The organism is Brevundimonas sp. RM1, from assembly GCF_052907225.1.
Genome location: NZ_JBRERY010000011.1, coordinates 16354 through 34559, shown reverse-complemented (window position 1 = coordinate 34559; position 18206 = coordinate 16354). Strand labels below are relative to the sequence as shown.

Below are 18206 nucleotides of genomic sequence, written 5' to 3'. Positions count from 1 at the left end.
TCAGGCTGGCACGATGTCAAAGGCGACGGACAGGCGCGGCTGGTCGCCGCTGAAAGGCACGGTGCCGTGCCACAGGCAGGACGGGAAAAGCACCAGCTTGCCCGGCTCCGGCTTCTCGTACCGCAGCGGCTCCAGCTGCGGCGAGGTCGGGAACGGCGGCTGGGCCAGGGCCAGCCAGCCTTCGCGCCCGCCCGCCTGGACCACCGGCGGCACATCGATATAGCAGGCTGATGAATACCAGCCCTTCGGGTGAATATGGTGTTCGTGGAAACCGCCCGGCGCCAGCCGCACCGACCAGCAGCCCTTCAGCCGATAGCTTCCAGAGTTTCGGGCGCGAACAGGATCCTCGCCGTGCCCCAGCCGCGCCAGATGCCGACGGATCGGCCCGTCGATGGCGGTGAAGAAGGCGCGAATGGCCGGATCGTCGACCAGCGTCAGGTCCACCGGCGTCTGCGTCCCGTGCCGCAGGCTCTGGCCCAGCGGGTGGTTCTGATAGGCGTGTTGCGCCAGCAGCGCCGCCTTGAGGTCGGCCAGATAGGCCGCCAAGTCGCTCCAGCCGGGCGCCGTATCGATGGTCAGGGCGCCGACCAGACCCTCCAGGTCATCCAACCCCAGGGCGTCGGCCTGCCCCTTCAGGCGGCTGGCCGTGGCGTGCAGGGCCAGAACCTTCTGATCCGGGGTGGGCGCAGCCAATAATTGGCGCAGGATCTCCAGCGCTCCATCGGGGTCGCCAGAGGCGATCATGGCCTCGGCCAGACTGGTCCAAGGCTCGAGCGTGTTCGGCGCCGCCTGCGTCGCCGCGCGCGCGTGATCCACGGCCAGCGCCGGATCGAACTTCAAAGCCAGCTGGCCCGCCGCCATCTCGACCATCGCGGCCCGCACGCCACCCTCACGCGCGCGACGGGTCAACTCGCCCCAGGCCTCGCGCGGATCGGCGCCGCCATACATCAGGACCACCGCCAGACAGGTCAGCAGTTCGGCGTCGCCAGGCGCGGCCTTCAACGCATCGAGCACCGGCGCCGCCGCAGCCTCACGACCTCCGCCGCGCATCCAGACCAGTTGCGCCAGCTCCCGCACGGCGTCGCCATAAACGGGCCGACGCTTCAAGGCCTGGCGATAGGCGTCGTCCGCCTCGTCATGACGGCCGCAGCCAGACAGGGCGCGGGCCAACACCAACCAGGTCTCAGGCGCATCTCCGCCATTGGCGAAGGCCCGCCGCGCCGCCTCGACGGCCTCGAGGTTGCGGCCTGTGTCGCCCAGAGAACTGGCCAGATTATGCTGTGCGACGACGCTGCCGGGCATGGCGGCCGCCTGGGCGCGGCGGATGACCAGGGCCTCCTCCTTGCGGTCCAACGCCTTCAGAAGATCGACCTGAAACGACTGAACCCCGGCCCGCTCGCCCGGCGTCGCCTGCTCCAGCACGGCCAGGGCGCCCGGCAGGTCGCCCTGCTGGGCCAGCGCCTGGGCGCGCTGAAGCCGCATCTGGACCGCCGCGCCTGTGTTCATCGCATCCGCCGCACGCCCTCAAAGGGATCTTCGTCGGCCTCGTCCTCGGAGAAGCCGAAATGGTTGAAACCGGCCTTCATCTCAGGGCTGAGCGGAGCCTCGACGATCAGCTTGCCGCCGCCAGGATGGTCCAGTTCGATGCGGCGGGCGTGAAGCTGCAGCTTCAGCGGGCCGGACAGTTCGCGCGATTTGTCGTCGCCGTATTTGGGATCGCCCAGGATCGGATGGCCGATGGCGGCCATGTGGGCGCGCAACTGGTGCGTCCGGCCGGTGAAGGGGCGCAACGCCATCCACGCCGCGCGGTGGGCGGCGCGGCTGATGGTGGCGAAGGCGGTCTCGGCCGGCTCGCCCTTGGGATCTTTGGGCTCGGCCGGGCGCATCATCTCGAAGTCGTTGATGCCGGTCTTCTTCAGCGCCATGTCGATCTGACCGGCCGAAGGCTTGGGGTTGCCGATGACGATGGCCCAATAGGTCTTCTTGGCCTGACGCCGGGCGAAGGCGCCGGCCAGACGCTTGGCCGCCTCCGGCCCCTTGCCCAGCAGCAGCACGCCTGAGGTGTCGCGGTCCAGACGGTGAACCAGACGCGGCCGGTCCATCCCCTCGCCCCAGGCCGACAACAGGCGGTCGATGTGCTTGGTCGTCTTGGTCCCGCCCTGCACGGCCAGGCCGTGCGGCTTGTTCAGGGCGATGACCATGTGGTCTTCGTACAGCACCAGCGACTTGGCGTAGGCGATGTCGCGCTCGCTCAGTTCGTGCAGGTCGCCGGGCTTGCGCGGATTGGCGTCCGGCAGCGGCGGCACGCGCACGGCGGCGCCCGCAGTCAGGCGGTCCTGCGGCTTGACCCGCGAGCCGTCGACGCGGATCTGGCCGCTGCGGGCCATCTTCTCGACCTGGATATGGGTCAGGTGCGGCCAACGGCGCTTGAACCAGCGATCCAGGCGGATGTCGTCTTCATCCTCGGCGACATAGAGGGTCTGGACTTCGCGGCTCATGCGCCCACTCCGGTAAACAGTTTGCGCGCGATCATCAGGCCGACGAACAGAGCGGCGATGGCGAGAACCACCGAACCCGCCGCATAAACGAAAGCCGAGACGATTTCACGGCGTTCGATCATCAGGGCCGCTTCCAGTGAAAAGGCCGAAAAGGTCGTGAAGCCGCCCAGGACGCCGACGGCGGCGAACAGGCGGATGCTCTCCTGCCCCGCGCCCGCCCTCAACGCCAGCCAGCCGACCAGCAGGCCCATCAAAAGGCCGCCCGCGACATTGGCGGTCAGGGTCGCCCACGGCCAGGCCGCGCCCGGCGCAAGGCGGCCCACGGCCAGCCCCAGCCCATAGCGCGCCATCGCCCCCAGGCCGCCGCCGATCGCAACCAGCAAGAAACGTGTCATGCTGGCGGCATATACTGTTCCGACCTCATTTGCGAAGGCCGCCATGCACGACCTTGTCCTCGCCATCCTGCATCACCTGCTGTTCCTGGGCCTGATCGTCATGCTGGCGTCGGAGCTGGCGCTGCTGCGAACGCCGGAACCGCCGGTGAAGCGACTGGCCGGACTGGACGCGGGCTATGGCGTCACGGCCCTGCTGATCATTCTGGTCGGGGTCGGACGGGTGGTGGGCGGCAAGGGCTGGGCCTTCTATGAAGCCACCCCTTCTTCTGGGCCAAGATCGCGACCTTCGCCCTGATCGGCCTGATCTCGATCCGGCCGACGCTGGCGATCCTGAAGTGGCGCAAGGCGGAGCGGGCCGCGCCCGGCTATGTTCCGCCTCAGGCCGAGCTGACCGCGGCGCGTCGCGCGGTCGGGCTTGAGATTCTGCTGCTGGTTCCGCTGCTGGCCTTCGCGGCGGCGATGGCGCGTTGGCCGTTCTAGGCCCTACAGACGCGGGCGGATGGCGTCCTGAACCCCGCGCGCGTCATAGGCCCCAGGGCGATCCGGGCGCTGGCCGCGCCCCATGACGATCTCCAGCGTGGTCGAGGTCGGCTGCGGCCCGCTGAGGTCGAAGCCCAGCCCGACGCCGACGCCCGACGTCGACCAGCCGCCGTAGCGGCCCGTGCCCGCGCCGATGGAGACGCTGGGACGCACGCCGCCCGCGCTGTCGGGGCGTCCGTCGATCCAGCGCTGCGTCACCTCGAACCAATCATAGCCCTGCTCGGTCGTCAGCTGAGCCGCACGGAACAGCGCCATGTCCGCCACCGGACCGGGGGCGCCGACGCCGTTGTAGCTGACGCGGAAACGGTCGCGCTCGATCTGCTGTTCGGAGTAGCCCTGCCCGTTCGGGCCCATCTGACGGCCGTAGGGCGCCAGGCTGGCGCAGGCCGTAAGGGCCAGGGCCGAGACGGCGATCGTGACGATGGCGAGGCGTTTCATGCGCGTGTCTCCCACGCCCGAACAGCGCACGGGCGAGCCGGATTGTTCCGCGGTGAAGCTGAACAGGGGATGAAGCCCCTACAGCCCCGCCGCCGCGCGCAGGGCCGCGAAATCCTCCGGTTCCGGCGCCTCGACCGTCACACGGCCGCCGTCGGGATGAGGAAAGCTCAGCTTAGCCGCGTGCAGCATCAGTCGCGGCGCGGCGCGCCCGGCGAAGGTCAGGGCGCCGCCATAGCGGACATCGCCGACCAGCGGGCGACCGATGGAGGCCATATGGACCCGAAGCTGGTGCATCCGTCCCGTCTCGGGCGACAGCTCGACCACCGCCCCGTCTTCACTAGAAGCCAAGGTGCGATAGCCGCTGGCTGCGCCTTGCGCGCCCGGCGCATCGAAATCCACGACGCGCATATAGCTTTCGCGGCCGATCTCTTCGCGCCGCAGGGCCGAAGTGATCCGGCCGGACTTGGGCTCCGGCGCGGCCGCGACCAGCGCCAGATAGGTCTTTTGGAACTTGCGCATCTGCATCGCCTTGCCGAAGAAACCGGCGGCGGGCTTGGTCTTGGCGGCCAGGATGACGCCCGAGGTGTCGCGGTCCAGCCGATGCACCAGTTCCGGCCGCTTGCCGTTCGAGCGGGCGAAGGCCCACAGCAGGTCGTCCAGAGTGTTGGCCTGGATGCGGCCGCCCTGGCTGGACAGGCCAGACGGCTTGTTGAAGGCGATCAGATGCGCGTCTTCATGCACCACCCAGGAACGGACGGCGGCGATTTCATCTTCGGTCAGGGATACGGGCTGGCGGGTTTTCACCCGCCGAGCCTTTAGCCGAGCGCGCCCCGCTTCGCCATGCCCATCAGGCTCGCGGTTAGCGGATCAGGCCCTTGCGACGCGCCCAGTGGGCATAGGCGATCTGGATGACGAAGATCACGGTGACGACCAGGGTGAAAGCCACGCCGCCCGCGCCGATGACTTCACCTCCGTTGCTGAGCGCCAGCACATAGACGGCGTGCGCCAGCATGGCGATCAGCCCCGCGACGAAAGCGTTGAACGCCAGCTTCCGCCGAAGCAAAAGCATCAGCGCGCCCAGCAGGCCGCACCACACCGCCACGCCGAAGGCCACATCGGTCCACATCGGCGCGCCGCGCAAATAGGCCACCTGCTCCATCGTCAGCGCGCTCCAGTAGGCGGCGGCTCCCGTCACCTTCTGATACCACTGCCAGACGCCGACGCCGTTCCAGACCACCGAGGCTGCAGCGATGGCCCACAGATGCCACGGCGCCGCCGGACGCTTCGAAATATCGACCATCATTCTTCCCCCCAAAGGCCTTGAGAGCCGAAAACTACGCCGAAATAGACCGATGCAACAAGGGCTTCCGCCTTGCGCCTCAGACGATCACGCCGCGTGGGCCCATCCAGGCGCAATAGGCGGTCTGAACGACCAGGACGGCGATGATGACCAGGCCGAACGCCACGCCGACCGGCCCCATGATGTCGCGCCCATTGCTCATGAAGTGGATGTAGGCCGTGTCCGCCAGCATGGCGATCAGGGCGACGGCGAACGCCATCGTCGCCTGGCGCCGCCGAAACAGCAGCAGCACCGCCGCCAGCAGCCCGCCCCAGAAGGCGACGCCGACCGCGACATCGGTCCATAAGGGCACGGCGCGCAGATAGGCCGCCTCGGCGGGGCTCAGACTGTTCCAATAGGCCGGATCGCCCGTCACCTGCAGCGTCCACTGCCAGACGAAAATGGCGTTCCACAGAAAGGACAACACGCCGACCAGCCACAGGTGCCAGGGCGTCGGCATACGCCGCAGAACATCGACCATCGCCGCCTCCGCAGTTTGCAGGCTGAGCCTACGCCCGACGGGCCGCTACGACAATGAACATCGTTCACCGACCTCCAACCTCTCCGTCACCCTCGGGCTTGACCCGAGGATCGAGTGCAGGGTGCGCTCGGCCGCTCTACCGTCGCGCAGGCGGACGGCTGGATCCTCGGGTCAAGCCCGAGGATGACGGCGGTAGGCGCTTTATTCCTTGCTCACCCGCGCCCGCATCGCCGCCCAGCGCTCCAGACGCGCCTTGACCTTCTCCTCATGCCCCTCGCCCTTGGGCTTGTAGAAGGTGCGGCGCTCCATCTCGTCGGGGAAGAAGTTCGCGCCGGAGAAACCCTCGGGCGTGTCGGGGTCGTATTGATAGCCCTTGCCGTAGCCGAGCTGCTTCATCAGCTTGGTCGGGGCGTTGCGGATATGGGCGGGCGGCATCAGGGAGCCGGTCTCGTGCGCCGCCTTCTTCGCCGCCTTGAAGGCTTCATAGACGCCGACCGACTTAGGCGCGGTGGCCAGATGGACCACGGCCTGAGCCAGCGCCAACTCTCCCTCCGGCGAACCGAGGAAGTCGTAGGTGTCCTTGGCCGCATTGGCGACCAGGATGGACAGAGGATCAGCCTGGCCGATGTCCTCGACCGCCATGCGCACGATGCGGCGCGCCAGATAGAGCGGGTCTTCGCCCCCGTTCAGCATCCGCGCCAGCCAGTAGAGCGCCGCGTCCGGGTCCGATCCGCGCACCGACTTATGCAGGGCCGAGATGAGATTGTAGTGCTCCTCGCGCGACTTGTCGTAGGCGGGGGCGCGCTTCTGAAGCACGCCCGCCAGCGCCTGCACGTCCAGCGGCGCGACCTCCGTCAGGTCGAACAGCACCTCGGACATGGTCAGCAGATAGCGGCCGTCGCCATCCGCCAGCGCCAGCATGGCCTGACGCGCCTCGGGCGTCAGCGGCAGAGGCTTGCCCATCAGCGCCTCGGCCCGGTCCAGCAACAGGTCCAGCGAGGCGTCGTCCAGCCGCTTCAGCACATAGACTTGGCTCCGCGACAGCAGGGCGCCGTTCAGTTCGAAGCTGGGGTTTTCCGTCGTGGCGCCGACCAGGGTGACGATCCCCTCCTCCACGAAGGGCAGGAAGCCGTCCTGCTGGGCGCGGTTGAAGCGGTGGATCTCGTCGACGAACAGCAGGGTCTGCTGACCCGCCGCCCGGCGCATCCGTGCGGCCTCGAACGCCTTCTTCAGGTCGGCGACGCCCGAGAAGACGGCGCTGATCGACTGATATTCGTAGCCCGCCGCCTTGGCCAGCAGGCGGGCGATCGTCGTCTTGCCCGTGCCCGGCGGCCCCCACAGGATCATGGAGCCCAGACGCCCGGCCTCGATCATCCGGCGGATCGGCCCGCCTTCGCCCAGCAGATGGTCCTGGCCCACCACCTGATCCAGCGCCTGCGGGCGCAGACGGTCGGCCAGGGGCGCGTCGGGAGGATGGATGCCGGAGGCTTCGAACAAATCAGTCATGGAACGCTCTAGATAGGCGTTCGTTCGGGCGACTGCACCCGCTACAACGCCTCGTTGAGGAGGAATCGCATGACTGAAGCCAAGCCTGACCAGGGACCGCGCGGCGGGGTGACGCCCCACCTGACCATTCCCTCGCGGGGGGCCGCCGCGGCGATCGAATTCTACGCCCGCGCCTTCGGGGCCGAGGAAGTCATGCGGATGCCGGCCGAGGACGGCGAGCGCCTGTTGCACGCCCATCTGCGCATCAACGGCGGCAGCGTCATGCTGGCCGACGAATTCCCCGAATGGACCGGCGAGGCCGACATCAAGCCCGTGGGAGTCAGCCTGCATCTTCAGGTCGACGACGCCGACGAATGGTGGGGCCGCGCCCTGGTCAACGGCGCCATCCCGGTCATGCCGCTGGAGAACCAGTTCTGGGGCGACCGCTACGGCCAGCTCCGCGACCCGTTCGGCCACCTGTGGAGCATCGGCGGACCGCAGAAGGGCTGATCGCCCCTCTGCAGCGAGCGCCGCGCCTTAGGGCAGGCGCCCCGTCAGGCGGCGGCCGTTGCGGACGATGGTCAGTTCCGAGCCGCGTTGTGCGCGGCCCAGGGCGGCGACCGTGGTGACGGCGCGACCGTCGATCTGCACCACCAGATCATTGGGACGCAGGCCGATGCGGGCCGGGATGCTGTTGCGTTGCAGGCCGGTGACCACCACGCCGCTGGTGAAGGGATCTCCGCCCAGGCGATCGGCCAGCGCCGGGTTCAGCGCCACGCCTTGAAGCCCGGCCAAAGCGCCCTGCCCGACGACCGAGCCCTGCCCCGGATCGGCGTCGCCCGGCAGGGTCGAGACGCGCGCGTTCAGCGTCCGCGCCCGTCCGTCGCGCAGGACAGTCACGGCCACGGTGTCGTTCGGCGAGCGCGTGCCGACGCGGAAGTTCAGACCGCCCTGGTCGTTGACCTCGGCGCCGTCGATGGCGGTAATGACGTCGCCCTGCTCGATGCCCGCGCGGGCGGCGGGACCGCCGGCGTAGACGTCTGTGACCATCAGGCCCTGCGGCCGATCCAGACCCAGGCTGCGGGCCATGTCGGAGCTGACCGTGTCGCCCTTGACGCCCAGCCAGGCGCGCTCGACCGACTTGGCGCCGCCGACGGCGGAATCCACCACCCGCTTGACCATGGTGGCCGGCACCGCGAACCCCACGCCCGTCGAAGAGCCGGTGCGCGAGAAGATGGCTGTGTTGATGCCGATCAGGTCGCCGTCCATGTCGACCAGGGCGCCGCCCGAATTGCCCGGATTGATGGGCGCGTCGGTCTGGATGAAGGAACCGGAATCGCTGATGCCCGTCTCGGTCCGGTTCAGGGCCGAGATGATGCCGTTGGTCACGGTCTGGCCGACGCCGAACGGATTGCCGATGGCCAGAACCAGATCGCCGACCTGCTGCTGCTCCTGATCATCGATGCGCAGGACCGGCAGGTCGCCGTCCAGGTTTTCGAGCTGCAGCACGGCGATGTCGGACCGCTCGTCGGCCAGCAGCACCTTGGCCGGATATTCGCGTCGGTCGTTCAGGGTGACGCGGATTTCCTGCATGTTCTGGATGACGTGGTTGTTCGTCACCACGATGCCGTCCGGGCGCACGATGACGCCTGAACCGATGGAGCCGGTCACGCGCGACTGCGGCCCGCCGCCGAACAGCTCGAAAAAGGGATCGCGCACGCGCTGAACGCCCCGCGCGGAGATGTTCACCACGGCGGGCGCGGCCTCGCGCACCACGGGGGCGAAGCTGGTCTTCAGCGAACCGGCGTCGCGCGGGGCGACGCGGGGCTGTTCGGCGAAGACGCCTTCCTGCGCCTTGGAGGGCTGCGGCTGGCCGCAGGCGGACAGGATCAGGGCGGCGGCGATGGCCAGTCTGGAAGTCTTCATCTCGTCCCGGTTCTACAAGCTTGGGCGTTGCATCCATTCCGCCTCGGCTTTTCGACAGGATCAAGGCCGTCTTTCAGTCCAGGGCGCGGCGGCGATCAAACGGACGTGACCTCGTCCCGTTCCGCCCGACGCGCGGTCAAGAAGCCGATCAGGGCGCCCAGCGCCAGCACGGCGGAGGCCAGGTAGAAGGCCAGCCCCGGCTCCGACAGGAGGGCGTCCACCGCAGCGGACACCGCGGGCAGCCCCCGCTCGGACAGCCAGGCGGCGGCCTGAGCCCCGCCCTCGCCCACCGAAACCGAATAGATCCAGCCGAAGAACAGGGGCGAGGCCACGCCGGCGATGGAGGCGACGCTCATGTTCGCGCCCTGCAGTTGGCCCTGCTCGCTCTCGCCCACCCGGCGGGTCATCAGGGACTGAAGCGTCGGCATGGCCAGGCCCCACAGGGCGTTGGGGAACATGGCGACGATAAAGGCGACGCCCGTCGGCGCCCAGCCCATCAGGGCGATGCCGACCGCCCCGCCGCACAGGCCGAAGATCATGGTCGCCCGGTCGCCGAACCGCTTGGACGCCGGTCCGACCAGCACGCCCTGAACGATCATGTCCAGCACCCCGACCATGGCCAGCAAGGCCCCGACTTGCCACGGCCCCCAGCCGTAACGCAGCCCGGCGTAGAGAACGAAGACCGCCGAAAACACGTGGTGGGCGAAGTAGAGCAGGAAGTTCACGACCGCGAGGCCCGCCAGCTCGGCGTGACGCTTCAGCAGGATCATGGCCCCGACCGGGTTGGCGCGGCGCCAGCTGAAGGGCATCCGCTTCTCCAGCGGCAGGCTCTCCGGCAGAATGAAGAGACCGTACAGGAAGGCCACGCCCGACAGGGCGCCCGCCACCCAGAAGGGCACGCGCGGTCCGAACTCGCCCAGGAAACCGCCCAGAACCGGCCCCAGCACGAATCCTCCCGAGAAGGCTGCGCCGATCAGGCCATAGGCGCGAGCGCGTTTCTCAGGCTCGGTGATGTCGGCCATATAGGCGTAGATGGTGGTGAAGCTGGACGAGGTGACGCCCGCCACCAACCGCCCGACCGCCAGCCACCACAGGTTCGGCGCCAGCGCCATCAGCACATAGTCCGCCGCCAGCCCGGCGCAGCTCAGCAGGATGACCGGACGCCGCCCATACTGGTCCGACAGCGAGCCGATCACCGGCGAGGCCAGGAACTGCATCCCCGCCCACAGGGCCACGAACACCCCGTTCAGCAGGCCCGCGCGCGCGTTCGACCCGACGAACTCCTCGATCAGGTGCGGCAGGACCGGAATGACGATCCCCATGGCCACGATGTCCAGCACTGCAGTCACGAGGATGAAGGCGATCGCCGCGCGGCGGACCTTGGGCTGATGCAGGGACATGAAGGCTCGCGAAGGTGGAGCGACGTTCTAGACGGCGCCGAGTGGCCGCGCGATCATTTTCCTCAACGCGTCACCCTCGGGAGCAGCCCGAGAGTGACCAGCGCTAGTGACCGGTTCAGCGCTGCGTCACCGGCAGCGTGTCGTTCGGGTCACCGTCGCCGCGCGGCGCCGTCACGCCTAGCAGGCGGGCCAGGAAGGGCTGGACGTCGACGCTGTCCAGGTTCTGCAGCCGCCGCCCGGCGATGACGCCGGGGCCGTGGGCGATGAAGATCGCCTGCATCTCGGGCGCGGCGTTGTCATAGCCGTGGGCGCCCCCGGGCTTGGTCACCGGACGCGCACGGGTCGCCAGCAGCCAGCCGGGCTCGGAGGCGCAGACGATGGCCGAGACGCGCGGGTTGGAGCCCAGGACAAGGCGCGCCGGGATCTCGCTCTTGCGCCAGCAGTCCAGGTGCGGGCGCGAGCCCAGCAGGGCCTGCTCCACTTCGGCCTCGCGGCCGGCGACAGGGTTCAGGAAGGTGACGGCGCCCGAATAGATGATCTGCACCGCCTCCGGATCGACGATGTCGTCTAGCACCGTCACGCGGTCGGGCGAGGTCGCCGCCATGCCGTGATCCGACACCACGACCAGCACGGTGTTCTCATACAGGCCCCGCGCCTTCAGCCCATCGACCAGGCGGCCGATGGAAGCGTCGACAGAGCGCATGGCCTGCAGCGTCTCGGCGCCGTCCGGGCCGTGGTGGTGGCCCATGGTGTCCACAATGTCGAAATAGAGGGTGGTCAACGCCGGGCGCTGGGCGGCGGGCAGGTCCAGCCACGTCAGCACCTGATCGACGCGGGCGTCGCCCGGCATCGACTGGTCGAAAGGCGTCCAGTAGCTGGGCCGCACGCCGCGGATGTCGGCCTCGGATCCCGGCCAGAACATGGTGGCGGTCTTCACGCCCTGCCGCTCGGCCGAGACCCAGATCGGCTCGCCTTGATCCCACCAGCGGCGATCGGCGACGGCCTGCTTGTTGCCGAGCGAGAAGCGGCCCAGTTCGGCGTCGACCATGTTGTTGCCGACGATGCCGTGGTGATCGGGATGCAGGCCCGTGACCAGGGTGTAGTGATTGGGGAAGGTCACGCTGGGGAAGGACGGCTTCATCGGCCCCGATGCGCCCTCGGCCGCCAGTTGCGCCAGCACCGGCGTCGCCCCGCGCTCCAGATAGTCGGCGCGGAAACCGTCAATGGAGATCAGGATGACGTTCGGCGCCTGAACCGTCTCGACCGGCGGCGCGGGCGGCGTGGTGGCGCAGGCGGCGACGGCCAGCGTCAGGACGGCGACGCGCGCCAGCCCGAACAGACGATCAAACATGAGAGGCTCCCGACATAGGCTTTCAAGGATGTTGCCTAAGCTTAATCCGCGACAGACAGAAGACGGCTTGCCGGTTTTTCGCGGACGGGCCACGCTGTGATTCATGACCAGCGTTATCGAAACGAACGGCCTGACCAAGACCTATGGCGCGGTGCGCGCCCTGGACGGCCTCAGTCTCAGCATACCGCGCGGGGGGGTCTATGGCGTGCTGGGGCCGAACGGCGCGGGCAAGTCGACCCTGTTCCGCATCCTGCTGGGCCTTATCCGGCCCACGGCGGGCGAGGTGCGGGTCATGGGCCAGCACACCGGCGATCCGGCCGCCACCCGACGCATGGGCTCGATGATCGAGACGCCGCGCTATCCGCCCTATCTGACCGCGCGTCAGGCGTTGCGCTGGCTGGCGCTGGCGCATGGGATGGGCGCCGAGGCCGAGACCGACCGATGGCTGGCGCGCGTCGGCCTGACCGAGGCGGCGGACCGCAAGGTGCGCGGCTTCTCGGTCGGCATGATGCAAAGGCTGGGCGTCGCCGCCGCCCTTATGACCCGGCCCGATCTGGTCATCCTAGATGAACCGACCAGCGGCATGGACCCGCCCGGCATCCAGGAGATGCGCGCCCTGATCCGCAGCCTGGCCGACGACGACGGCGTGACCATCATCCTGGCCAGCCACCAGTTGCTTGAGGTCCAGCGCGTCTGCGACCGCGTCGCCATCCTCAATCGGGGCAAGCTGGCGGCCGAGGGCAAGGTCAGCGACCTGACCGCCTCGGGCGAGCGCCTGCGCCTGTCGGCCACGCCCCTGGCCAAGGTCATGGCCGTTCTGGGCGAGCGCGGCAGCGTTCAGGACGACGCCGTCATGGCCGCCGTGCCGCGCGCCGAGGCCCCTGCCCTGTTGCGCGCCCTGATCGAACAGGGCGTCGACATCGACGAGGCCCGCTGGGTCGGCGCCGATCTGGAAAGCGTCTTCATGACCGAAACCTCTTCGCCCGCAGGAGGCCGCGCATGATGCTGGCCGACGCCATCCGCTCCGAAACCTGGCGCCTGTTGCAGAACCGTACGGCCGTGTTCTGGAGCATCGTCTTCGTGCCCGTGATCTCGCTCGTGCTGGCGATCGGGGGCTTTCTGTTCCTCCAGTCCAAGATGGACGGAGCGATTCAAACCCTGCCGCCCGAGCTGAAGCTGAACGCCCGCGCCGTCGACCTGGGTCAGTCGCTGGTCGATGCGGCCGGCGCCTTGGCCCATCCAGCCGTGCTGGCCTTCCTGCTGATCGGCGCCGCCACCGTTTTCGCCGGCGACTATCGCTGGGAGACCTGGCGCCTGATCACGGCGCGCAACAGCCGCCCCAACCTGATCATGGGCAAGGCGGGCGCCGTCAAACTGCTGACCCTCGCCGGGCTGGCGCTCCTGCTGGTCGCCAGCATGGGCGCCGATGTCGCCAAGGGGCTGATCTTCGGGCGCAGCTTCGCCTTCGGTTTCGGGGGAGACGAGGCGCGGAGCTTCGGCCTGCTGGCCCTGCTGTCCTATGTGCGGGCGGTGCAGTTCCTGCTGCTCAGCCTGCTGGCGGCCACGGTGACGCGCTCCCTGCTGGCGGCGCTGTTCGTCCCCCTGGTCATCGGCGTCGGTCAGTTCTTCCTGGCCAAGATGAGCCCTCTGTTCGGCTGGCAGATGGGCGACTGGGCGACCATGCTGCTGTTTCCCGGCGAGGGCTATGAGCTGCTGAAGGTTCTAGTCCAGGGCGGGATGGAGGCCGCGCTGGTCCCAGCAGGCGCCGCCTGGCGCGCCCTCACAGGACTGGCGCTGTGGAGCTTCGCGCCCTTCTTCCTGGCCCTGTGGTGGTTCCAGCGGCAGGATCTGTCGAAGGAATAGGGTCAGATCAGCCCAGCGTCTTCTCCATGAAGACATCGGCGCGGACATAGGGCGTCTCGCGCGGCGGCAGGCGCACAAAGCCGAAGCTGTCATAGAGGGCTAGCGCCGGACCCAGCGTCGAGCTGGTCTCCAGATAAAGGCGCGGCGCGTTCACCTCGCGCGCCGCCGCCTCGCACGCTTCCAGCAGGCGCCGCGACAGACCCTGCCCGCGCGCGGCAGGCGCAATCGTCATTTTGACGACCTCGAAGCCGCCGTCGTCCATGGCCATCAGGGCGCAGCAGCCCACAGCCTCGCCCGCCCGCTCGATGAAGTAGATGCGGCCGCCCTGCGTCAGGATCTGCCCCTGCGGGTCGTCCAGCACCTTGCGGTCCTTGGCCTCCACGGCGAAGCCGCCCTCGGCCAGCCAGGCCTCGTTCAGGGTGCGCCAGGCCTCGGCATAGGCGGGCGAAAACTCAACGATACGGAACGCTAGCTCACTCATGCGCCGTTGTATGGCGCCGCTGCCGAACGTCGCGCAAGACAAAGGGCGGCTGGATCGCTCCAGCCGCCCTTCAATCTTGGTCAGACCGAAAGGTCCGATCAGGCCTCGTCGTCGCCCTCGATGGCGAAGACCGGACCGGAGTCCTGGCCCTTGGCGGCCACGTCGCGATCGACGAACTCGATCACGGCCATCGCGGCGTTGTCGCCGTGACGGAAGCCCGCCTTCATGATGCGGATGTAGCCGCCGTTACGCTCGGCGTAACGCGGAGCCAGCGTGTCGAACAGCTTGCCGACTTGCGGCACGTCGCGAACGGCGCTGATGGCCTGACGACGAGCGTGCAGGTCGCCCTTCTTGGCGAGGGTGACCAGCTTCTCGACGAAGGGACGCAGTTCCTTCGCCTTCGGCAGGGTGGTCGTGATCTGCTCGTGCTTGATCAGCGAGGCGGCCATGTTGGCGAACATGGCCTGGCGGTGGCTGACCGTGCGGCCGAGCTTACGATAGGCGGCGCCGTGGCGCATCGGGGTCTCTCCTACTCAACCCTGGTTTCCCGTCCCTACTTGCCGGACGAGACCTGGGGCCTCTCATTCTAACCGCCCCAACCGATCCAACGGACCTGGGCGGAGGGTTGATGATCAGATCTGGTCGTCGAACTTCTTGGCCAGATCTTCGATGTTTTCCGGCGGCCAGTTCGGCACGTCCATGCCGAGGCTCAGGCCCATGGACGCCAGAACTTCCTTGATTTCGTTCAGCGACTTGCGGCCGAAGTTCGGGGTGCGAAGCATTTCGCCCTCGGTCTTCTGGATCAGGTCGCCGATGTAGACGATGTTGTCGTTCTTCAGGCAGTTGGCCGAACGGACCGACAGCTCCAGCTCGTCCACCTTCTTCAGCAGCGACGGGTTGAAGGGCAGTTCGGGCTTGCCGTCCGACTGCTCGACAGCCTTGGTCGGCTCATCGAAGGTGATGAAGATCTGCAGCTGGTCTTGCAGGATGCGCGCAGCGTAAGCCACAGCGTCAACCGGCGAGACGGCGCCGTTGGTTTCGACTTCCAGGATCAGCTTGTCGTAGTCCAGCGACTGGCCCTGACGGGTCGGCTCGACGCGATAGGCGACGCGCTTCACCGGCGAATACAGGGCGTCGACGGCGATCAGGCCGATCGGGGCGTCTTCCGGGCGGTTCAGTTCGGCGGCGACGTAGCCCTTGCCGTTCTGGACCGTCAGTTCCATGCGGACCGAAGCGCCATCGTCCAGGGTGCAGATCACGTGATCCGGGTTCAGCACCTCGATGTCGGCCGGCAGGTCGATCTGAGCCGCGGTCACCGGGCCGGGACCCGTGGCGCGCAGCGTCATCCGCTTCGGGCCTTCCGCGTGCATGCGCAGGGCCAGTTGCTTGATGTTCAGAACGATGTCGACCACGTCCTCGCGAACGCCTTCCAGCGACGAGAACTCGTGAACAACGCCGTCGATCTGAATGGCCGTGACCGCCGCGCCTTGAAGCGAAGACAGCAGAACGCGACGAAGCGCGTTGCCGAGCGTCACACCGAAACCGCGCTCGAGAGGCTCGGCGATCAGACGCGCCTTATGCTGCGGGTCAGACCCGCCCTCGACTTGCGGTTTCTCGGGACGGATCAGCTCTTGCCAGTTTCTTTCGATCATAAAGTCCCTCGAACGGGTTTCGACGGCTCCGTGTTCTCACGTTCAGAACAACAGGAGCCGCCGGGAGAAGGGGTAGGCGGCGTGAACCTTAGACGCGACGGCGCTTCGGCGGACGGCAGCCGTTGTGCGGCATCGGCGTCACGTCGCGGATGGTCGTGATCGTCATGCCGACGGCCTGCAGGGCGCGCAGAGCCGACTCGCGGCCCGACCCCGGACCCGAGACGTTCACTTCCAGCGTCTTGACGCCGTGCTCGGCGGCCTTCTTGCCAGCGTCTTCCGCAGCCATCTGAGCGGCGTACGGCGTCGACTTGCGCGAGCCCTTGAAGCCCATGTGGCCGGCCGACGACCAGGAAATCGCGTTCCCTTGAGCGTCGGTGATGGTCACCATGGTGTTGTTGAACGAAGCGTTCACGTGGGCCACGCCCGAGGTGATGTTCTTGCGTTCGCGGCGCTTAACGCGACCCGGTTCCTTAGCCATCGGTCAGGCCTCTCTCTTACTTCTTCTTGCCGGCGATCGGCTTGGCCGGACCCTTGCGGGTGCGAGCGTTGGTGTGGGTGCGCTGGCCGCGGACCGGCAGGCCCTTACGGTGGCGCAGGCCGCGGTAGCAGGCCAGGTCCATCAGGCGCTTGATGTTCATCGACGTCTCGCGGCGCAGGTCGCCTTCGACGGTGTAGTCGCGGTCGATGGTTTCGCGGATCTGCAGGATCTCCGCGTCGGTCAGCTGGTTCACGCGGCGAGCCGGCTCGATGCCGATCTTGGCCGTGATTTCCTTGGCGTTGTGCGCGCCAATGCCGTGGATGTACTGAAGCGCGATTTCAACGCGCTTGTTGGTCGGAATGTTGACGCCTGCGATACGGGCCACGAAATTCTCCAAGTACGCGTTAATCAGACGCAGAAACCGCTCCGGTCAACAGACCAGGAGCGTGTACGCCCTTCGCGGAAGGCCGCCCTTATACAGGGGATTCCCGATGCGTCAACGGGCAAGCGCCGTGAGCAGGCTGGCTCAGGGCCATTCGACCCCCACCCGGACCTCTCGACCATCAATCGGCGCTCCGTTCTGCGTCGGAGGACGAAAGCGGAAATAACGCGAGGCCGCAAGGGCCGCCTGACCGAATCCCATCCCCGGCGGCGATTCGTCGACCAGGCGGCAATCACTGAGCGTGGTGTCGAGGCGAACCCGGCAGGCCAGCGTCGCCTGACCGCCGCGCCGCTGACGGAAGGCCTCGCGCGGATGCAGCGTCCGCAGCTCGCCCACCGTGGGGCCGCGAATGATGCGCGGCGGGCCGTCTCCCACGCCAGAGCCGACGCCCGAGCCGCTGCCGCCCCCGCTGCCGGTCCCCTGCCCGCCCTGCCCCTGACCAGGCGTCGGGCCAGGTTCAGGCGCAACGCCGATCACCAGCGGTTGCTCCGGGGCAGGACGCGGCGGCGGCGTGACTTCCGGCTTGGGCGGTTCAGGACGAGGACGCGCCGGGCGCACGACCGACGGCGCCGCTGGGGCGCCGCCGCCCTGGGACGCCGCAGGCTCTGGCGGAGGCGGCGGCGGTGCGACCGGCTCAGGCCGGACCAGATCGACAATGATGAGCGGCTGTGGCGGCACGAAAGGCGCCTCGGGCCGCCCTACGCCCAAAAGCACAAAGGCGCCGAGGTGCAGAAGGGCCACCAGCCCGCCTGCGCCCCAGCGCCATTGCTTCATTCGTTTCGGCCGCAACCGTCTCTCCCACGCAGGCTTCCGAACGCTAACGCTTCAGAAGTCGAGGGGATCAGACCGCGTGTCCGCTCAGGCGTCCAGCGCCGCGTCGATAGCGGCGGCCACGGAGGCGATGTCGCCCATGCCGTCGACCTCGGTCAGCTTGCCCTGGTCTGTATAGTAGGGAAGCAACGGCGCGGTCTGGCGGTTGTACACGGCCAGGCGGTCCTTGAAGGTCTCGGGGTTGTCGTCCGCCCGGCCCTGCTCGGCGAAACGCTTGCCGATACGGTCGGTCAGGGCGGCGTCGTCAACCTTCAGGCGGATGACGCTGTCGATCTGGGCGCCGCGCTTGGCCAGCATGGCGTCCAGGGCTTCAGCCTGAGCCACCGTACGGGGGAAGCCGTCGAAGATGGCGCCGCCGGCGGCCTCGGCCTCCGGCAGGCGGGCTTCGATCAGGGCGATGACGATCTCGTCGGTGACGAGGTCGCCGCGCGCCAGCACGTCCTTGACCTTCAGTCCCAGCTCCGAGCCGGAAGCGATCGCCGCGCGCAGCATGTCGCCGGTCGAAAGCTGGACCATGCCCCGCTCTTCGACCAGCCGCTTGGCCTGGGTGCCCTTGCCGGCCGCAGGCGGCCCGAACAGGATCAGGTTCATTTTATATTCCGGGCT

21 protein-coding genes and 1 pseudogene are annotated in these 18206 nt (G+C 68.2%); 4 read left to right on the top strand and 18 right to left on the bottom strand.

The window, feature by feature from the left end:
- Genes ACU5AP_RS11320 through crcB form a run of 3 tightly spaced genes read right to left on the bottom strand, consistent with a single transcriptional unit; the run spans position 1 to position 2893 of the window.
- The gene (locus ACU5AP_RS11320; RefSeq protein ID WP_128719800.1) at positions 1 to 1506 is read right to left on the bottom strand and encodes a putative 2OG-Fe(II) oxygenase; all 1506 of its coding nucleotides are present in this window, start codon (positions 1504 to 1506) and stop codon (positions 1 to 3) included.
- The gene (locus ACU5AP_RS11315) at positions 1503 to 2498 is read right to left on the bottom strand and encodes an RluA family pseudouridine synthase (protein ID WP_003164408.1); all 996 of its coding nucleotides are present in this window, start codon (positions 2496 to 2498) and stop codon (positions 1503 to 1505) included. The genes ACU5AP_RS11320 and ACU5AP_RS11315 overlap by 4 nt, the downstream gene beginning before the upstream one ends.
- Positions 2495 to 2893 (bottom strand): fluoride efflux transporter CrcB, encoded by a 399-nt coding sequence (crcB, locus tag ACU5AP_RS11310; protein WP_003164407.1) that lies wholly within the window; start codon positions 2891 to 2893, stop codon positions 2495 to 2497. Before crcB ends, ACU5AP_RS11315 begins: the two co-directional genes overlap by 4 nt.
- Between crcB and ACU5AP_RS11305 the strand changes: the two are divergent.
- A pseudogene (locus ACU5AP_RS11305) lies at positions 2892 to 3373 on the top strand (DUF2214 family protein). The gene crcB and the pseudogene ACU5AP_RS11305 sit on opposite strands and share 2 nt — an antisense overlap.
- A 3-nt stretch (positions 3374 to 3376) precedes the next feature.
- Here ACU5AP_RS11305 and ACU5AP_RS11300 read toward each other — a convergent pair.
- The 5 genes from ACU5AP_RS11300 to ACU5AP_RS11280 all read right to left on the bottom strand — a co-directional run bounded on the left by ACU5AP_RS11300 (position 3377) and on the right by ACU5AP_RS11280 (position 7197).
- Complete coding sequence (locus tag ACU5AP_RS11300; protein ID WP_128719799.1) at positions 3377 to 3871, bottom strand: CC0125/CC1285 family lipoprotein; 495 nt, start codon at positions 3869 to 3871, stop codon at positions 3377 to 3379.
- Positions 3872 to 3949: 78 nt separating this feature from the next.
- Entirely contained in the window at positions 3950 to 4675 is a 726-nt protein-coding gene (locus tag ACU5AP_RS11295; protein WP_003164404.1) for an RluA family pseudouridine synthase, read from the bottom strand.
- A 55-nt stretch (positions 4676 to 4730) separates the two neighbouring features.
- Positions 4731 to 5174, bottom strand: a complete 444-nt coding sequence (locus ACU5AP_RS11290; protein WP_128719798.1) for a hypothetical protein — start codon at positions 5172 to 5174, stop codon at positions 4731 to 4733.
- Positions 5175 to 5250: 76 nt separating this feature from the next.
- Positions 5251 to 5691: a hypothetical protein gene (locus ACU5AP_RS11285; protein ID WP_128719797.1), complete on the bottom strand. Its 441-nt coding sequence runs from the start codon at positions 5689 to 5691 to the stop codon at positions 5251 to 5253.
- Positions 5692 to 5892: 201 nt separating this feature from the next.
- Positions 5893 to 7197 (bottom strand): replication-associated recombination protein A, encoded by a 1305-nt coding sequence (locus ACU5AP_RS11280; RefSeq protein ID WP_128719796.1) that lies wholly within the window; start codon positions 7195 to 7197, stop codon positions 5893 to 5895.
- Positions 7198 to 7266: 69 nt separating this feature from the next.
- On the opposite strand from ACU5AP_RS11280, the gene ACU5AP_RS11275 reads away from it, so the two are divergent.
- Positions 7267 to 7686, top strand: a complete 420-nt coding sequence (locus tag ACU5AP_RS11275) for a VOC family protein (RefSeq protein WP_003164400.1) — start codon at positions 7267 to 7269, stop codon at positions 7684 to 7686.
- Positions 7687 to 7713: 27 nt separating this feature from the next.
- Here ACU5AP_RS11275 and ACU5AP_RS11270 read toward each other — a convergent pair whose 3' ends face one another.
- The 3 genes from ACU5AP_RS11270 to ACU5AP_RS11260 form a co-directional block, all read right to left on the bottom strand.
- Positions 7714 to 9102: a Do family serine endopeptidase gene (locus ACU5AP_RS11270; RefSeq protein ID WP_088411405.1), complete on the bottom strand. Its 1389-nt coding sequence runs from the start codon at positions 9100 to 9102 to the stop codon at positions 7714 to 7716.
- Between the two features lie 95 nt (positions 9103 to 9197).
- A complete protein-coding gene (locus ACU5AP_RS11265) occupies positions 9198 to 10502 on the bottom strand; it encodes a TCR/Tet family MFS transporter (RefSeq protein WP_446681249.1) in 1305 nt (434 codons plus the stop codon).
- 115 nt (positions 10503 to 10617) lie between these two features.
- Entirely contained in the window at positions 10618 to 11853 is a 1236-nt protein-coding gene (locus tag ACU5AP_RS11260; RefSeq protein ID WP_128719794.1) for an alkaline phosphatase family protein, read from the bottom strand.
- Positions 11854 to 11956: 103 nt separating this feature from the next.
- Here ACU5AP_RS11260 and ACU5AP_RS11255 point away from each other — a divergent pair, with 103 nt between their 5' ends.
- Both ACU5AP_RS11255 and ACU5AP_RS11250 read left to right on the top strand, forming a co-directional pair.
- On the top strand, positions 11957 to 12856 hold the full coding sequence (locus ACU5AP_RS11255; protein WP_112999519.1) for an ABC transporter ATP-binding protein: 900 nt from the start codon (positions 11957 to 11959) through the stop codon (positions 12854 to 12856).
- On the top strand, positions 12853 to 13716 hold the full coding sequence (locus ACU5AP_RS11250) for a hypothetical protein (RefSeq protein ID WP_128719793.1): 864 nt from the start codon (positions 12853 to 12855) through the stop codon (positions 13714 to 13716). Before ACU5AP_RS11255 ends, ACU5AP_RS11250 begins: the two co-directional genes overlap by 4 nt.
- A 7-nt stretch (positions 13717 to 13723) precedes the next feature.
- Here the strand turns inward: ACU5AP_RS11250 and ACU5AP_RS11245 are convergent, their stop codons facing one another.
- From ACU5AP_RS11245 to ACU5AP_RS11215, 7 genes are all read right to left on the bottom strand, one after another.
- Positions 13724 to 14197 (bottom strand): GNAT family N-acetyltransferase, encoded by a 474-nt coding sequence (locus tag ACU5AP_RS11245; RefSeq protein WP_128719792.1) that lies wholly within the window; start codon positions 14195 to 14197, stop codon positions 13724 to 13726.
- 98 nt (positions 14198 to 14295) lie between these two features.
- Positions 14296 to 14715: a 50S ribosomal protein L17 gene (rplQ, locus tag ACU5AP_RS11240; protein WP_003164392.1), complete on the bottom strand. Its 420-nt coding sequence runs from the start codon at positions 14713 to 14715 to the stop codon at positions 14296 to 14298.
- 114 nt (positions 14716 to 14829) lie between these two features.
- Positions 14830 to 15849, bottom strand: a complete 1020-nt coding sequence (locus tag ACU5AP_RS11235) for a DNA-directed RNA polymerase subunit alpha (RefSeq protein ID WP_003164391.1) — start codon at positions 15847 to 15849, stop codon at positions 14830 to 14832.
- 88 nt (positions 15850 to 15937) lie between these two features.
- Positions 15938 to 16327: a 30S ribosomal protein S11 gene (rpsK, locus tag ACU5AP_RS11230; protein WP_003164390.1), complete on the bottom strand. Its 390-nt coding sequence runs from the start codon at positions 16325 to 16327 to the stop codon at positions 15938 to 15940.
- Positions 16328 to 16343: 16 nt separating this feature from the next.
- Positions 16344 to 16712, bottom strand: a complete 369-nt coding sequence (gene rpsM, locus ACU5AP_RS11225; RefSeq protein WP_003164389.1) for a 30S ribosomal protein S13 — start codon at positions 16710 to 16712, stop codon at positions 16344 to 16346.
- Positions 16713 to 16853: 141 nt separating this feature from the next.
- Positions 16854 to 17543, bottom strand: coding sequence for an energy transducer TonB (locus ACU5AP_RS11220; RefSeq protein WP_128719791.1), 690 nt, complete (start codon positions 17541 to 17543; stop codon positions 16854 to 16856).
- Positions 17544 to 17627: 84 nt separating this feature from the next.
- The gene (locus tag ACU5AP_RS11215; protein WP_003164388.1) at positions 17628 to 18191 is read right to left on the bottom strand and encodes an adenylate kinase; all 564 of its coding nucleotides are present in this window, start codon (positions 18189 to 18191) and stop codon (positions 17628 to 17630) included.
- Positions 18192 to 18206 lie beyond the last annotated feature (15 nt).

Excerpts from the sequence above, each read along its gene's own strand:
- ACU5AP_RS11320 (WP_128719800.1), bottom strand. The coding sequence starts at position 1,506 with ATGAACACAGGCGCGGCGGTCCAGATGCGGCTTCAGCGCGCCCAGGCG.
- ACU5AP_RS11315 (WP_003164408.1), bottom strand. The coding sequence starts at position 2,498 with ATGAGCCGCGAAGTCCAGACCCTCTATGTCGCCGAGGATGAAGACGAC.
- crcB (WP_003164407.1), bottom strand. The coding sequence starts at position 2,893 with ATGACACGTTTCTTGCTGGTTGCGATCGGCGGCGGCCTGGGGGCGATG.
- ACU5AP_RS11300 (WP_128719799.1), bottom strand. The coding sequence starts at position 3,871 with ATGAAACGCCTCGCCATCGTCACGATCGCCGTCTCGGCCCTGGCCCTT.
- ACU5AP_RS11290 (WP_128719798.1), bottom strand. The coding sequence starts at position 5,174 with ATGATGGTCGATATTTCGAAGCGTCCGGCGGCGCCGTGGCATCTGTGG.
- ACU5AP_RS11285 (WP_128719797.1), bottom strand. The coding sequence starts at position 5,691 with ATGGTCGATGTTCTGCGGCGTATGCCGACGCCCTGGCACCTGTGGCTG.
- ACU5AP_RS11280 (WP_128719796.1), bottom strand. The coding sequence starts at position 7,197 with ATGACTGATTTGTTCGAAGCCTCCGGCATCCATCCTCCCGACGCGCCC.
- ACU5AP_RS11275 (WP_003164400.1), top strand. The coding sequence starts at position 7,267 with ATGACTGAAGCCAAGCCTGACCAGGGACCGCGCGGCGGGGTGACGCCC.
- ACU5AP_RS11270 (WP_088411405.1), bottom strand. The coding sequence starts at position 9,102 with ATGAAGACTTCCAGACTGGCCATCGCCGCCGCCCTGATCCTGTCCGCC.
- ACU5AP_RS11265 (WP_446681249.1), bottom strand. The coding sequence starts at position 10,502 with ATGTCCCTGCATCAGCCCAAGGTCCGCCGCGCGGCGATCGCCTTCATC.
- ACU5AP_RS11260 (WP_128719794.1), bottom strand. The coding sequence starts at position 11,853 with ATGTTTGATCGTCTGTTCGGGCTGGCGCGCGTCGCCGTCCTGACGCTG.
- ACU5AP_RS11255 (WP_112999519.1), top strand. The coding sequence starts at position 11,957 with ATGACCAGCGTTATCGAAACGAACGGCCTGACCAAGACCTATGGCGCG.
- ACU5AP_RS11250 (WP_128719793.1), top strand. The coding sequence starts at position 12,853 with ATGATGCTGGCCGACGCCATCCGCTCCGAAACCTGGCGCCTGTTGCAG.
- ACU5AP_RS11245 (WP_128719792.1), bottom strand. The coding sequence starts at position 14,197 with ATGAGTGAGCTAGCGTTCCGTATCGTTGAGTTTTCGCCCGCCTATGCC.
- rplQ (WP_003164392.1), bottom strand. The coding sequence starts at position 14,715 with ATGCGCCACGGCGCCGCCTATCGTAAGCTCGGCCGCACGGTCAGCCAC.
- ACU5AP_RS11235 (WP_003164391.1), bottom strand. The coding sequence starts at position 15,849 with ATGATCGAAAGAAACTGGCAAGAGCTGATCCGTCCCGAGAAACCGCAA.
- rpsK (WP_003164390.1), bottom strand. The coding sequence starts at position 16,327 with ATGGCTAAGGAACCGGGTCGCGTTAAGCGCCGCGAACGCAAGAACATC.
- ACU5AP_RS11220 (WP_128719791.1), bottom strand. The coding sequence starts at position 17,543 with ATGAAGCAATGGCGCTGGGGCGCAGGCGGGCTGGTGGCCCTTCTGCAC.
- ACU5AP_RS11215 (WP_003164388.1), bottom strand. The coding sequence starts at position 18,191 with ATGAACCTGATCCTGTTCGGGCCGCCTGCGGCCGGCAAGGGCACCCAG.